This window comes from Spirosoma sp. 209 (assembly GCF_002006735.1).
Classification (GTDB): domain Bacteria; phylum Bacteroidota; class Bacteroidia; order Cytophagales; family Spirosomataceae; genus Spirosoma; species Spirosoma sordidisoli.
This window is the reverse complement of record NZ_MVEC01000001.1, coordinates 713,930-727,807: the sequence shown is the minus strand read 5'-3', so window position 1 is coordinate 727,807 and position 13,878 is coordinate 713,930. Positions and strand designations below refer to the sequence as shown.

At 60.2% G+C, this 13,878-nt stretch carries 15 protein-coding genes; all 15 read left to right on the top strand.

From position 1 onward, the window contains the following. The first annotated feature begins 41 nt into the window (after positions 1 to 41). The 15 genes from B1C80_RS03070 to B1C80_RS03000 all read left to right on the top strand — a co-directional run bounded on the left by B1C80_RS03070 (position 42) and on the right by B1C80_RS03000 (position 13,874). Entirely contained in the window at positions 42 to 1,046 is a 1,005-nt protein-coding gene (locus B1C80_RS03070; protein WP_077919561.1) for a hypothetical protein, read from the top strand. A gap of 152 nt (positions 1,047 to 1,198) precedes the next feature. Continuing rightward, on the top strand, positions 1,199 to 2,800 hold the full coding sequence (gene hutH / locus B1C80_RS03065; protein ID WP_077919560.1) for a histidine ammonia-lyase: 1,602 nt from the start codon (positions 1,199 to 1,201) through the stop codon (positions 2,798 to 2,800). Positions 2,801 to 2,836: 36 nt separating this feature from the next. Further along, entirely contained in the window at positions 2,837 to 3,577 is a 741-nt protein-coding gene (gene fabG, locus B1C80_RS03060) for a 3-oxoacyl-ACP reductase FabG (RefSeq protein ID WP_077919559.1), read from the top strand. 25 nt (positions 3,578 to 3,602) lie between these two features. After that, on the top strand, positions 3,603 to 4,034 hold the full coding sequence (locus tag B1C80_RS03055; RefSeq protein WP_077919558.1) for a thioesterase family protein: 432 nt from the start codon (positions 3,603 to 3,605) through the stop codon (positions 4,032 to 4,034). Further along, the gene (locus tag B1C80_RS03050; protein ID WP_077919557.1) at positions 4,031 to 5,167 is read left to right on the top strand and encodes a beta-ketoacyl synthase N-terminal-like domain-containing protein; all 1,137 of its coding nucleotides are present in this window, start codon (positions 4,031 to 4,033) and stop codon (positions 5,165 to 5,167) included. The genes B1C80_RS03055 and B1C80_RS03050 overlap by 4 nt, the downstream gene beginning before the upstream one ends. Before the next feature lie 4 nt (positions 5,168 to 5,171). After that, positions 5,172 to 5,846 (top strand): hypothetical protein, encoded by a 675-nt coding sequence (locus B1C80_RS03045; protein ID WP_077919556.1) that lies wholly within the window; start codon positions 5,172 to 5,174, stop codon positions 5,844 to 5,846. Positions 5,847 to 5,985: 139 nt separating this feature from the next. After that, the gene (locus B1C80_RS03040) at positions 5,986 to 6,273 is read left to right on the top strand and encodes a phosphopantetheine-binding protein (protein WP_077919555.1); all 288 of its coding nucleotides are present in this window, start codon (positions 5,986 to 5,988) and stop codon (positions 6,271 to 6,273) included. A gap of 10 nt (positions 6,274 to 6,283) precedes the next feature. Then, positions 6,284 to 6,949 (top strand): 4'-phosphopantetheinyl transferase superfamily protein, encoded by a 666-nt coding sequence (locus tag B1C80_RS03035; protein ID WP_077919554.1) that lies wholly within the window; start codon positions 6,284 to 6,286, stop codon positions 6,947 to 6,949. Between the two features lie 12 nt (positions 6,950 to 6,961). Next, the gene (locus tag B1C80_RS03030) at positions 6,962 to 8,152 is read left to right on the top strand and encodes a beta-ketoacyl-[acyl-carrier-protein] synthase family protein (protein ID WP_077919553.1); all 1,191 of its coding nucleotides are present in this window, start codon (positions 6,962 to 6,964) and stop codon (positions 8,150 to 8,152) included. 12 nt (positions 8,153 to 8,164) lie between these two features. Further along, the gene (locus B1C80_RS03025) at positions 8,165 to 9,187 is read left to right on the top strand and encodes a beta-ketoacyl synthase N-terminal-like domain-containing protein (protein WP_077919552.1); all 1,023 of its coding nucleotides are present in this window, start codon (positions 8,165 to 8,167) and stop codon (positions 9,185 to 9,187) included. Then, positions 9,153 to 9,632 (top strand): hypothetical protein, encoded by a 480-nt coding sequence (locus tag B1C80_RS03020; protein ID WP_077919551.1) that lies wholly within the window; start codon positions 9,153 to 9,155, stop codon positions 9,630 to 9,632. The genes B1C80_RS03025 and B1C80_RS03020 overlap by 35 nt, the downstream gene beginning before the upstream one ends. 43 nt (positions 9,633 to 9,675) lie before the next feature. Continuing rightward, positions 9,676 to 10,854, top strand: a complete 1,179-nt coding sequence (locus B1C80_RS03015) for a class I SAM-dependent methyltransferase (protein ID WP_077919550.1) — start codon at positions 9,676 to 9,678, stop codon at positions 10,852 to 10,854. A gap of 1 nt (position 10,855) precedes the next feature. Next, a complete protein-coding gene (locus B1C80_RS03010; RefSeq protein ID WP_077919549.1) occupies positions 10,856 to 11,242 on the top strand; it encodes a hypothetical protein in 387 nt (128 codons plus the stop codon). Between the two features lie 2 nt (positions 11,243 to 11,244). After that, positions 11,245 to 12,558 (top strand): glycosyltransferase, encoded by a 1,314-nt coding sequence (locus B1C80_RS03005; RefSeq protein ID WP_077919548.1) that lies wholly within the window; start codon positions 11,245 to 11,247, stop codon positions 12,556 to 12,558. After that, complete coding sequence (locus B1C80_RS03000) at positions 12,555 to 13,874, top strand: phenylacetate--CoA ligase family protein (protein WP_077919547.1); 1,320 nt, start codon at positions 12,555 to 12,557, stop codon at positions 13,872 to 13,874. Before B1C80_RS03005 ends, B1C80_RS03000 begins: the two co-directional genes overlap by 4 nt. Positions 13,875 to 13,878 lie beyond the last annotated feature (4 nt).

Here is a 13,878-nt window from a genome sequence, read left to right as displayed (position 1 = left end):
TACTGCCGCTGATCTGTCACCTGTCGTAAACAACCGGACGCATGAACCCGAACTACTTTCTTCTCTACGCTCATAACATACCCGTTCGGGGTAAAGAACGGGCCGCCCTCTACAACCTCCAGGCCGGGCATATCCTGTGTATTCCGCTGGTGCTGACCGATCTGATCGAGGCCATGCGAACGGCACCCGTCGAGACGGTCAGGCAACAGTTTGCCCCTACGCGCCCCGAGCTGTTCGACGCTTACCTCAACTTCCTGCTCCGCAACGACCTGGGTTTTTATACCGACGAGCCGACGCTTTTTCCGCCCCTCTCGCTCCAGTGGGATACGCCCCACCACATCCAGACGGCGGTACTCGATCTCGATTTTGACCAATATGACCCCGTAGCGGTGCTTGACCAGCTCGACGGACTCCAGTGTCGCCATGTCGAATACCGGCTGCAAACGGGTCGCGGAACGGCCCGTCAGCTGGAAGCCCTCATGGAGGCCAACCAGGGCCGGGGCTTCCGGTCGGTCTCGTTGCTGATCGATTACCAGACCGCGCTGGGGCAACCTCCGCAGTGGGTTCATCGGCTCTACGAAGCCTGTCCCAAGATCGAGTTCATGCTCGTTTACAACGCGCCTTACGCCGGCAAGAGCCGCACCCATCCAGCCCATATTCAGTTCATTCAGGACGACATCCGGTCGGCCAGTTACCGGGCCAGTGCAACCAGACGGCGGCATATTGTCAACGTCGGCTACTTTACCGAGGCCCAGCAGTTCAACCCGTACTACAACCGGCGGGTATGCATCAGCCAGGCGGGCGAGATCAAAAACTGCCTGCAGCACCGGCGGTCGTTCGGGTCGGTGCTGACCGACCGGATCGATGCGGTCGTGAGCCGGGCCGATTTCCGGGAGCTGTGGCTGGCTTCGCCCGACCGCGTTGCGGGACTGCGCGACTCCGAACTGCGCTACTGCCTGTTCATGCCCCACGAGCTGGTAGCCGACCCGGAGACCGGTTTGTTCCGCTTTCCGGCCAATTCGCCTGCGTGCCAGCTGCTGGTCTGACCCGGCAGCCCATCGGCTGGTTGCGCCAAACACCGGCTTGGTATAGGCCATGCTGACTCCTGTATAATTTTTTTCGTTTAGCCGCTCTGGGACAACACCTTTGAAGCATCCTACGAATAGGTAGGCAGGTTTCACTCGTTATACTACTTCCCATGGCAACCGTACTCGGATCAGGACACACCACGCTGGCGCAACTTCGCCGTATTCTCTTCCAACATGATACCGTCGCACTCGACGACCAGGCCCTGCAGCGGGTGCGCGACAGTTATCGATTCCTGACAAGCTTCACGCAGGATAAACTCATTTACGGTATTAATACCGGGTTTGGGCCCATGGCTCAGTACCGCATCAGCGACGAAGATCAGTTGCAGTTGCAGTACAACCTGATCCGCAGCCACGCGTCGGGCCTGGGCAAACCGCTCGACCCGATCTACACCAAAGCCCTGATGCTGGCCCGGCTCAGCAGCCTGCTGAAAGGCTACTCGGGCGTTCATCCCGAAACGGTAGAGCTGCTGCTGGCCTTTATCAACAATGATATTTCGCCTGCCGTTTACGAACACGGCAGCGTAGGCGCCAGTGGCGATCTGGTACAGCTGGCTCACCTGGCCCTTTGCCTGATCGGTGAAGGCCGCGTAAAGCACGACGGCGAATGGAAACCTACCGAGCTGGTTATGGCGCAGCACGGGCTACAGCCGCTGACCATCCACCTGCGCGAAGGCCTGGCGCTGATCAACGGGACCTCGTGTATGACCGGCATCGGACTGGTTAACGTGCTGCACGCCCAGAACCTGCTCAACTGGAGTATCGTGGCGTCGTCATTCGTGGTGGAGCTGGTCCGTTCCTACGACGACCACTATTCCGAAGAACTCAACGCCGTAAAACAACACTACGGCCAGCGGTACGTAGCCGCCAAGATGCGGCAACTGCTCCGCGTCAGTCGCCTGACCCGCAAACGCGACGAACACCTCTACGACCACAAGGTAACCGAAACGGTGCTGACCGATAAGGTGCAGGAGTACTACTCCATCCGCTGCGTTCCGCAGATTCTCGGGCCCGTTTACGATACCATCAGCGAAACCCTCAAGGTCGTGATGAACGAGTTCAACTCGGTCAACGACAACCCCATCATCGACGCCCAGCGGCAGAACGTTTTTCACGGCGGCAACTTCCACGGTGATTATGTCTCGCTGGCTATGGACAAGCTCAAGATTGCAACCACCCGCCTGTCGATGCTGACCGAACGCCAGCTCAACTTCCTGCTAAACGACAAACTCAACCAGATTCTGCCCCCGTTCGTGAATCTGGGTACGCTGGGGCTGAACCTCGGTATGCAGGGCGCACAGTTTGTAGCTACCTCGACTACGGCCGAGAGCCAGACGCTGTCGTTCCCGATGTATGCCCACAGCATTCCGAACAACAACGACAATCAGGATATTGTGAGTATGGGTACCAACGCAGCCCTGCTGACGGCCAAGGTGATCGAGAATACCTACCACGTCATGGCCGTACACCTGCTCACCCTCGTACAGGCCGTTGACTACCTCCAGCTGGCGGACCAGCTCACCCCTCCGCTCCGTGCCGTCTATACCGAACTGCGGGCCCTCGTTCCGACCTTCTCGGCCGACGATATCATGCACGAAAAACTGAATCTCGTGGTGCAGCACGTACGCACCCGCCAGCTGCGGTTCGAGGCCGTGCCGTTCAACCAGCCCGCCCCCTACGAAGAGGCTGAGTTCGACAAACACGTTGCCTAAGCCCGTTTGCCAACCGCTTTTTTTAACCGTATACTTATGGAAACTCCTACCAAATACGCCCTCGTGACGGGTGGTTCGCGCGGCATTGGCCGTGCCGTATGCCTGAGCCTGGCCGAGCGTGGTTACGCGGTGCTGATCAATTACTGCACCAACAAAGAGGCCGCCGAGTCTGTACTCGAAGCCGTGTACGAAGCAGGAGGGCAGGCCGAATTGCTCCAGTTCGATGTATCGAAAGAAAACGAAGTGACCGAGGCCATCTCGGGCTGGCTGTCGGCGCATCCCGACGCGGCTCTCGAAGTGCTGGTCAACAATGCCGGCCTACGGCGCGACCGGCTCATGGCCCTGATCGAACGGGCCGAGTGGGATAAAGTGATCGACACCAACGTGGGCGGCTTTTTTTACGTGACCCGGCAGGTGCTGCCGCGCATGATTCGCAAGCGCTACGGCCGTATCGTCAACGTGGTGTCGCTGTCGGGTATCAAAGGGGCACCGGGACAAACCCACTATTCCGCTTCCAAAGCGGCCGTTATTGGCGCTACCAAGGCGCTGGCGCAGGAGGTGGCTATCAAGAATATTGCTGTCAACGCCATTGCGCCGGGCTTCATCCGGACCGAAATGATTGCCGATATCAGCGAAGATCACCACAAGATGCAGATTCCGATGCGTCGGTTTGGCGAACCCGAAGAAGTGGCCGCCCTGACGGCTTTCCTGTCCTCGCGCGAGTGTTCGTACCTGACCGGTCAGGTAATTTCGATCAACGGCGGTCTCTACACCTAACCCGGGCCTGCTGGCTCTACCGGCCATGAAACACGCACTGCAACTGCTACACCCACTTACCGTTCGCTTCCATGAAGTAGACTCGTACCAGATCGTCTGGCACGGGCATTACGTAGGTTACTTCGAAGAAGGGCGCGAAGCCTTCGGCCGACACTATGGCCTCGATTACCACCGGCTCGAAGCCGAAGGGTATCTGGGCCCCATCATCGAGGTGTCGCTCGACTATCGGAAATCCCTGCGGTATGGTGATCAGATCCTGGTCGAGACAACCTTCGTTGAGACGTCGGCCCCCAAGCTGATCTTCACCTATCGCCTGCTCCGGGCCGACACCCGCGAGCTCGTCTGCAAAGGACGCACCGTTCAGGTCCTGCTCGATAAAGAGTATCGCGCGCTTCAATACGCTCCACCGCCGTTTCTGATGGCCTGGAAACAACGCTGGACTCCCGCATCATCATGAACCGTACCTATGTTGTTGCCAGCGGGGTAGCCAGTCCCCTGGGCTTCGATACCCCCACCACGTTCGAGGCCCTGATAGCCGGACAAACGGGGCTGCGGGTCCGGCAGCCGGCTTCATCGGCTGGGCCCGTCTGTACGGCCGAAGTCGACGGGCCGCTGCTGGCACGGGCCTGTTCAGATCGGCTTCTGACTCGCGGCACGCCCGCCACCAAACTGGAACAGATGGGGCTTGTAGCCCTCCACGCGGCCCTGCACGACACGACACTGAGCTGGCAGCAGGCCGATACGCTCCTGATTGTCTGTTCGGCGAAGGGCAATATTCCGGCCCTGGCCGAGGCCGTTGCTGCCGAGCCGCCGGGGCAGCAGGAGTACATGGCCCGACTGGCCCAAAGCTGGGCGTCGGCCTGGGGGCTCTGCAACGAACCGATGGTGCTCTCCAACGCCTGCATCTCCAGCCTGCACGGTATCGTAGTGGCGCGCCGGCTGATCGGGCAGGGACTTTTTCGGCATGTAATCGTGATTGGGGCCGATGTAGTTTCGGATTTCACACGGGCGGGCTTTCAGGGCTTCAACGCCGTAAGTGCCGAACCCTGCCGTCCGTTCGATGCGGCCCGGCGCGGTATCAATCTGGGCGAAGCCGCTGCTGTATTGGTGCTCAGCGCCGACGACCGGCTATCGGTCGGGGTCGAGTTGAGGGGCGGTGTCGTCACCAACGATGCCCACCATATTTCGGCCCCGTCGCGTACGGGCGAAGGCCTGTTCCGGGCCATTGAACGGGTACGGGCTGGTCGAACGCCTGACTTTATCAGCCTGCACGGCACCGCTACAGTCTACAACGACGAAATGGAAGCCCAGGCGCTGAACCGCGCTAACCTGCTCGACTGCCCCGTTTACAGCCTGAAAGGGCAGCTTGGGCATACGCTCGGAGCCGCCGGCGTGCTGGAGTCGGTACTGGCCATCGAGTCGCTGCGCCGAAATCAGCTGCTGGCCTCGCATCAGTACGCTACGCCCGGCACGACCTATCCGCTGCGCGTGGTGGAGCGCCCCGAAACCCGCCCGCTACAAACCTGCCTGAAAACATCGTCCGGGTTTGGTGGCTGTAATGCCGCTGTCTGGTACGAAAAAACCAACTAACGTCATGAATGCGACCATTACGGCTACCTGTACCATCCGCAACGGCATGATCTGGGTAAATGGCCAGCTTTACCACGAAACCGATCTGGCCCAACCCGGCCCTGCTTTGTTTGCCGAACGGGCCTACCGGACGCTGTCACTGGCGTATCCGAAATTTTTCAAGATGGACCCGCTCAGTAAGCTCGGCTGGCTGGCGGCCGAACTGATGACCCAACCGGCTCCCGAAGGGGTAAGGCCCGACCAGCGGGGCGTGGTGCTCTACAGCCGAACCGGTAGCCTGCTCGCCGACTGGAGCCATCAGCAGATTCTGCACGACAACCGCCCCGTCAGTCCCGCCATTTTCGTGTACACCCTGCCCAATATCGTGGTGGGTGAACTCTGTATCCGGCATCAGCTGATGGGCGAGAACGGCGTCTTTCTGACCCCAGCCTGGCAACCCCACCATGCTGCGCTGATGGTAAACAGCCTGCTGACCAGTGGCGACTGCCGCCAGTGTCTGACGGGCTGGATAGAAGTCAACGCCGACCAGTACGAGGTATTTCTGTGTCAGGTCAACGCGCAGCCGAATGACACAGCCGGTATGCCATTTTCTGACGTGTCGCTCCAGATTCTCTACCAGAATCCGGCTGCATATAGCGCCTGGCAACCGTGGTTTAGTCAGGAAGCGACCCTTGCCTAAAGGGCGCATCAGCCGATTCGTATCGGGCAAACCGGGGCTTGTATAATAAAGTGGCAGCCGCCCGTTTTGGCCCGTAGCTTTAACTCATTCAATAAGCAACGCACATAATTCATCCGTTAATCCTTTTATAACTAGCAACATGGAAACGCTAATCGAAACCCTCAAGACACAAATCATTGATCAGCTGAACCTCGACGGCGTAACGCCCGAGTCGATCGAAGCCGATGCACCCCTGTTCGGGTCGGGCCTGGGCCTGGACTCGATCGATGCGCTGGAACTGGTATCGCTCGTTGAGCAGCACTACCAGCTAAAAGTGACGCCCGACGAGATGAAAGGGGCCTTTGAGTCGGTACGCGCCCTGGCCGAATTCCTGGTCGAGCATGCACCGGCCGCCGTTGCTGCCGTGACCGAAGAGGCTGTTGCCTGAGCGCTGAGTCATGCTTCATGTTTACTGGACCCGCCTGGAGGAAACGGACACACTGGCGGCTCACGAGCCTTCATTGCGTACGTTTCCGGCGTGGTTACAGCAGAAAGTACACCGGCATCGAACAGCCCGGGCGGCCCTGGCCAGTTTCTGGGGCTACCGGCTGCTGCAACTGGCTACCGCCCACTGGCCTCAACCGGTCTGGCAGGCGCTCACCACCGACTACTGGGGGCGCCCGCTACTGAACCACTCAGCCTACGATTTCAACCTGTCTCATTCGGGTAACTGCGTTGTCTGCGCCCTGCACCAGAACGGTCGGGTAGGGGTCGACACGCAGGGGCAGGCCCACCCGACCCGGCTCAAGCCAGCGTACCAGACGCTGTTTCAGCCGCACGAATGGACCCGCCTTTGCCAGGACCCCACGTCGTTTACCGACCTGTGGGCGCAGAAAGAAGCCGTTGCCAAAGCCGACGGACGCGGTATGGCCGCTTATCCGCATATCTGGCTCCGGGGCGCAATGGCCTCCGTACTGGATACCGGAACCCGCTGGGTGCTGACGCCCCTGGCCCTCGACTCAGCCTACCGAACGTACGTAGCTACGCCTGACACCGGCACTGGTTTTCTGCACCGCGTGCAGCACAAGGACGGCTCGTTTCGGATGGATACCACCCTTTTTTAGCAACCCCCTCCCATGAACATGTATGTAACGGGTATGGGTATCGTGTCGGCAATCGGCATGGATACGACCGAAACAATAAACAGCATTCTGGCCCAGCGGAGCGGCCTGGGGCCAATCCGCTGGGTCGACACCCGGCTGAAAAACAACGTGGTGGCGGGCGAAGTACCCCATGACGACAACGCCCTGCGTACGCTGGCCGGTGTGCCGGCCCAGCCGCTGGCCACCCGCACCACCCTGCTCGGTCTGCTGGCCGCCCGGCAGGCCATTAATCAGGCGGGTATCGTCCCGACCGATGGCATCCGGACCGGCTTTATCTCGGCATCGACCGTAGGCGGCATTGTCGAGTCGGAAAAAGTACATGCCGAGGTGCTGGCCGGTACCTATCCGGGTTCGTTTGTCGATACTAACGACGGAGCCGAAAGTACCGATTACCTGGCCCGCTATTTTGGCTTCACAGATCTCGTTACGTCGATCAATACGGCCTGCTCCTCATCGGCCAACGCCATTGTGGTCGGAAGCCGCTGGATTCGGAGCGGACTGGTTGATCGGGTAATCGTAGGCGGCACGGATTCGCTCAGCCGACTGACCATCAATGGGTTCAACTCGCTGATGCTGCTCGATTCGCAACCCTGCCGCCCGTTCGATCAGCGTCGGCAGGGCATCAACCTGGGCGAAGGAGCCGCGTATCTGGTGCTGGAGTCGGAAGCCTGTGTTCGTCGGGCGGGCAAAACACCGCTGGCGCGGCTGAGTGGCTTCGGCGTGACCAACGATGCCTACCATCCGTCGGCCAGCTCGCCCGAGGGTGAAGGACTACAGGGCGCCATGAGGCAGGCTATGAGCCAGGCTGGCCTACAGCCCTCGGATATCGATTACCTCAACACTCACGGCACCGCTACCGGCAACAACGATATTACGGAAGGCATGGCCATCCGGCGGGTTTTCGGCGATGCGGTTTCGTTCAGTTCTACCAAAAGCTTTACGGGGCATACCCTGGCCGCAGCGGGGGCTATAGAAGCCGTTATTGCCCTACTGAGTCTGCGCGAGGGCCTGCTACCCCCCAATCTTTTTTTCGAGGAGCCTATTCCGGAGCACGGTCTGTCGCCTATCCGAACCGTATCGGCCGACCGCCATCATCGGCACGTCATGAGCAACGCGGCTGGTATGGGAGGGTTCTGTTCATCGCTTATTTTCTCGGCCAACTAACTGTCTGTCACCATGAAACCCGTTTACATCGAAAGTGTGGCAGGGGTGCCTGCTCAATGGACGCCAACCCCAACGGCGGCCCTGTTCAGGGCCGTTGAACCCGCCTATCAGCAGTTTATCTCGCCGGGCGAGTCGCGCCGGTGGTCCAAGGCCTGCCGGATGGGCGTATACAGTGCCATGCAGGCGCTGCGCCAGGCCAGCGTTACAGACGGGCTCGGGGCTGTTACGGTCGGAACGGGCGTGGGCGGTCTCGACTGTTCGGAGCGGTTTCAGCGCGCCATTGTTGAGCAGCAGGAGTCGGGCCTGTCGCCTACCTTATTTCTACAATCGCTGCACAGCTCGATTTCGGGCCAGATTGCGCTGTCACTCCAGTGCAAAGGCTATAACATGACCTATACCCACCGGGGTACGGCCTTTGAGAGTGCGTTGCTCGATGCGGCCCTGCTGCTGGACGAAGACCCCGAACTGGGCCGTGTGCTGGTCGGGGGCGTCGATGAGGTAGCGCCGGTATACCTCGAATCGCTCCGCCGGGCGGGGTATCTTCAGCAGCCCGACGCCGACTTTGCCGACGGTATCGTTCCGGGCGAAGGAGCTACCTTCTTTGTGGTCAGTCCGGCCGCCACACCCGACTCGCTGGCCGTGGTCCGGGATCTGCGGCTGGTTCATAGCGTTGCCGACGAAACGGCACTGGCTCAGGCCGTAAACGCCCTGCTGGCCGACCACGGGCTGGCCGTGGCCGATCTCGATCTGGTGCTGAGCGGCCTGTGTGGTCAGCCGGTCTGGGACCGGAAACTGGCCGCCTGGATTGGGCAGCTCCCGGCGTCGGTGCCGAGCCTGCCGTTCAAAACCTGGTGTGGCGAGTCGCATACGGCTACGGCTTTTGCAACCGGGCTGGCCGTACGGTTCCTGAACGGTACCTATCCTGAAGAAACCGGAACGTGGCCGCACTCGACACCCCCCAAAACTATTCTGATTGTCAATCATTACCAGGACGCTAACTATGGAATCGTACTGCTCACCGCTGCCGACTGCTGATCCTGGTATGACCGAACCGCTGGTGGCCGGGTCGGAGGCCGTGATGACGTTCATTCCGCACCGCCCCCCGTTTGTACTGGTCGATACGTTGTATGTCTGCACCGACGACGAGGCCGTAGCCAGTTTTACCATTCCCGAAGCGGGGCATGTGCTGGTACAGGACGGTCTGTTTCAGGAGCCAGGGCTGCTCGAGCACCAGGCGCAGGTATCGGCCCTGCAGGCGGGGTACCAGGCCCGGCAGTATCAGCTGCCCCCACAAATGGGCTACGTAGCTGGTTTTCGGCATATTACGATCCACGGCCTGCCCCGCTCGGGCGAGGTCGTAACCACTACCGTTCATACCCTTACCCGCCTGGGTAGCCTTACCGCGCTCCGGGCCGAAACCCGGAGCGAAGCGCGACTGCTGGCCAGCTGCGAGTTTACCGTCGTGCTCGAACCCGCCTGATTCAGATCTTATAAACGCATAGTCAACCAAACCAGGAACCGCCATGATCGCTTCTTACCCTAACGCGTACCTTGCCGATGCGGCTACGTTCGATGACGTAATGCAGCTGTCGGAAACCGAATTTTATCAGGCCGAAACGCTGCTCAACGCCTATACGGCGGGTATGACGCTGGCTGTGTTCCAGCGTATGGGCCTTTTCAGGGCCGCCACCGACGGCTATACCCCCGACGCGCTGAAAGCTGCTATCGGGCTGGCACCGGAGCATAGCCGGCTGCTGGATGCCCTGCTCGACATACTCGAACGGAGCCAGTACCTGACCCGCACCGCCGATCGGTACGTGGCCACCGCCCTGGTCGACACCGCCGATACGCAGCAGCAGCTTCGAAACTACCGCGATCATCAGCAGGAAACCCTGTACATGTCGGCGGCAGCCTGGGCGTTCATCGAAGCGACGGTACGGCTCGAAGCGATATGTTTTGAAGCCATGCCCGACATGCTCGCGGGTCGGCGAACCTACCTCGACGTAATGTTTCCCAACGGCGACCTGACGCTGGTAGCCGCTATCTATAAAGGCACCATTCAGCAGTACCTGAACGGGCGCGTGGCCAGCCGGGTGCGCGAACTGGTTGAGGAGAAGCTGGCGCTCTACGGCTCCGTTACCCTGCTCGAAGTAGGCGCCGGAACGGGTGGTACTACAGCCCTGATCTTCAAGGAGCTGGAAAGTCTGAATCCCAATGCGCTGACGTACTGGTATACCGATATTTCGGCCGGTTTTACGCGGGTGGGCAAACGGGAGTTCGGCGCCCGCTACCCGTTCGTGCAGTACAAACCCCTCGACATCAACCGCCCGGTCGACGCGCAGGGGTTCGTGCCGGGCAGCGTCGATATCGTGATCTGTAATAATGTGCTTCATGCCACGCCCAGCATGGCCGGGGCGCTTACCCACACGTCGCAACTCCTGCGCGATGGCGGGCATGTGGTGGTCAACGATCTCACCCAGCGGCTCGATTTCAATACCGTTACGTTTGGCTTTACCCGCGAGTGGTGGAACTTCACCGATCCGGAGTGGCGGATTCCGCACGCGCCCGTGCTGACCAACCGCGCCTGGCGGAAGCTGCTGGCCGAGTACAACTACACCCACGTAACGGTAGAGGGCGTGCCGGGTATGCCGGAAGAGAAGTTGCACCAGAGCCTGATCGTTGCGCAACTCAGCCAGCCGTAATATGCAGCCTTTTCTACATCAGACCGGGTTCTACACCATCCGCACCTGCACCGGCGATCGGCAGCAGCTCCGGGCTACCATCCGCTTCAACCGCGACCACACTATCTATGCCGGTCACTTCCCCGATAGGCCTATTACGCCGGGCGTTTGTCTCTATCAGCTCGTCAAAGAAATCGGTATGCTGGGCTGGCAACTGCCGCTACGGCTGCTGCGGGCGGGTTCAATGAAGTTTTTACGGCTCGTGCCCCCCACCGATCCTGACATTATCGTGAGCCTGCGCGCCGACTGGACCGACGAAACTACGGTCAGCGTAGCGGCCACCGTTCAGTCGGGCGAGCACGTGGCCGGCAAGTTTCAGGTTGTTTTTTCCACCTTATCGTATTCCTGACGATGGCACACTTCGGCATACTTATTCCACCCACGCAGGGGCATCTGCTTCCGTTTCTGGCCCTGTCGCGCACGCTTATGCAGCGAAATCACCGGCTCACGGTCTTCGGCATCGCTGATCTGCAGAAAAGCGTAGAACGGGCAGGCGTTGGCTTTCGGGCCATTGGCGAAGCCGCCTTTCCGGTTGGGTCGTCGCAGCGGTTTCAGCAGGCCATGAACCGGTTTAGCGGGCTGGAAGCCATGCTCCACTGGAACGACCATAACGTACAAACCGCCCGCACGCTGGCTCCTGAACTGCTCGACTGCCTGCCCCAGGCCGGGCTCGACGGTCTGCTTATCGACCAGATCGACCTGCTGGGTGCGTCCATTGCCGAAGCGCTGAGCCTGCCTTTCGTGACAATCTGCGTGGCCGAGCCTTTCAACTGGGAGCCAACCATCCCGCCTACCTTTGTCGACTTCGAATACAACCCTACGGCCTATGGCGAGTCGATGTACGGCATGATGATGAAGCGGATTCTGCGCGACTTCAACCCCGTCATCGACTGTATCCAGACGTTCCGGCAGGAGCAGGGCCTGGCGCCCTACGACCCCATGACGTGCCTGTATCCGGTATCGCCCCTGGCCCAGATTGCGCAACTGCCGCAGTTCCTCGACCTGCCCCGGCAGGCATTACCCGACTCGTTTCTGTACGCCGGGCCGTTTGCGCACCCGCACGAAACGGCCATTGCGTTTCCGTACGAGCGGCTCGACGGCCGACCGCTGGTTTATGCCTCAATGGGTACGCTGGTAAACGGGAAATATGCGCTGCTGCGATCCATTGCCGAAGCCTGTGCTGCGATGGGTTGCCAGGCCGTGATGCCGATCGGTATGGGGGGCGATGTGGCGGAATTTGCCGATCTGCCGGGTAATCCGGTGGTGGTGGAGTTTGCTCCGCAGCGCGACCTGCTCCGCCAGTCTCATCTGCTGATTACCCATGCGGGTCTGAATACGGTGCTGGACGGCATTCGGGCGGGTGTGCCGATGGTGGCTATCCCGATCTCGCTCGATCAGCCCGGTACGGCTACGCGGGTCAAGTGGGCCGGGCTGGGCGAGGTGGTCTCGTACCGGCGGGCTTCGACCGCTACGATTCTGGCAGCCATGCAGACCGTCTGTACGCAGCCTGCCTACCGGGAGCGCGCCCTGCACTGGCAATCAGCCATGAACCAGCTCGACGGCGCTACCACAGCCGCCGACCGGATCGAAGCCGCTTTGGTGACGAACGCCCGGCCAACGTTGATAGATGTAGTGATCGCTGACGAAGAACCCTCTTTTGTATGAGTAAGCACCGATTTCTTCCGGATCTGGAAACGGCCTCGCCCGATCAGAGCCGACAGTGGCAGGCGCAGCAGCTGGTCCGGCTCCTGCGTTACGTACGTCGCCATTCGCCTTACTACCAGCGCGTGTTTCGGACGCAGGGCCTATCGATCGATGCTATACGAACGCTGAACGATCTGACGCAGCTGCCCGTAACGACCAAGACCGACCTGCAACTCCACAACGCCGACTTTCTGTGCGTACCCCGCTCGCGCATTGTCGATTACGTGAACACCTCGGGTAGTCTGGGTAGTGCCGTATCGGTAGCCCTGACCGAGCGGGATCTGAAGCGGCTGGCTTATAACGAAGCGTTGTCGTTGGCCTGTGCCGATGGGAGTCGCAGCGATGTGTACCAGCTGACAACCACCCTCGACAAACGGTTTATGGCTGGTATGGCCTATTTTATGGGTATCCGCAAGCTGGGCGCGGGGGTAATCCGGACGGGTAGCGGCCTGCCCGGTATGCAGTGGGATACCATTGCGCAAATACAGCCCACGGCACTAATTGCCGTACCAAGTTTTGTGGTAACCATGCTCGACTATGCCGAAGCTAACGGCATCGACTATGCCGCCAGCAGCATCCGAAAGATCGTATGCGTAGGTGAAAACCTCCGAACGGCCGGGTTCGGCCTGAATGCACTCGGTCGGCGGATTCAGGACCGGTGGCCGCAGGTTCGGCTCTACTCGACCTATGCCTCTACCGAAATGGGCGCGGCTTTTACAGAATGTACACACGGGCAGGGGGGGCATCATCATCCCGAACTGCTGATCATCGAGCTGCTCGATGCCAACAACCAGCCCGTCGGTCCCGGCGAGTACGGCGAATTGACTATTACGACGCTGGGGGTAGAGGGTATGCCGCTGCTACGTTTCAAAACCGGCGATATCTGCCAGCTTCATACCGAGCCCTGCGCCTGTGGCCGCACCACGGCGCGCATCAGCCCTATTGCGGGCCGGAAACAACAGATGCTGAAAGTAAAAGGAACAACGTTGTTCCCACAGGCTATCTACGACGTGCTGAACGAGCTCCCCGCCGTAGAAAACTACCAGATCGAAGTACACAGTAACGTGCTCGATCTGGACGAAGTAACCGTTAACCTCGGCCTGCGCGAGCCCTCAGATTGGCTGGTGGAGCAGATTCGGCACCGGCTCACGGCCCGGCTGCGGGTTACGCCTGCGCTGAAGACCTACTCGCCCGCCGATGTGCATCAGCGCCTGTTTACCGGTTACAGCCGGAAACCCCGGATTTTTGTCGATCATCGGTCAAACCTATTGGTATAACTTT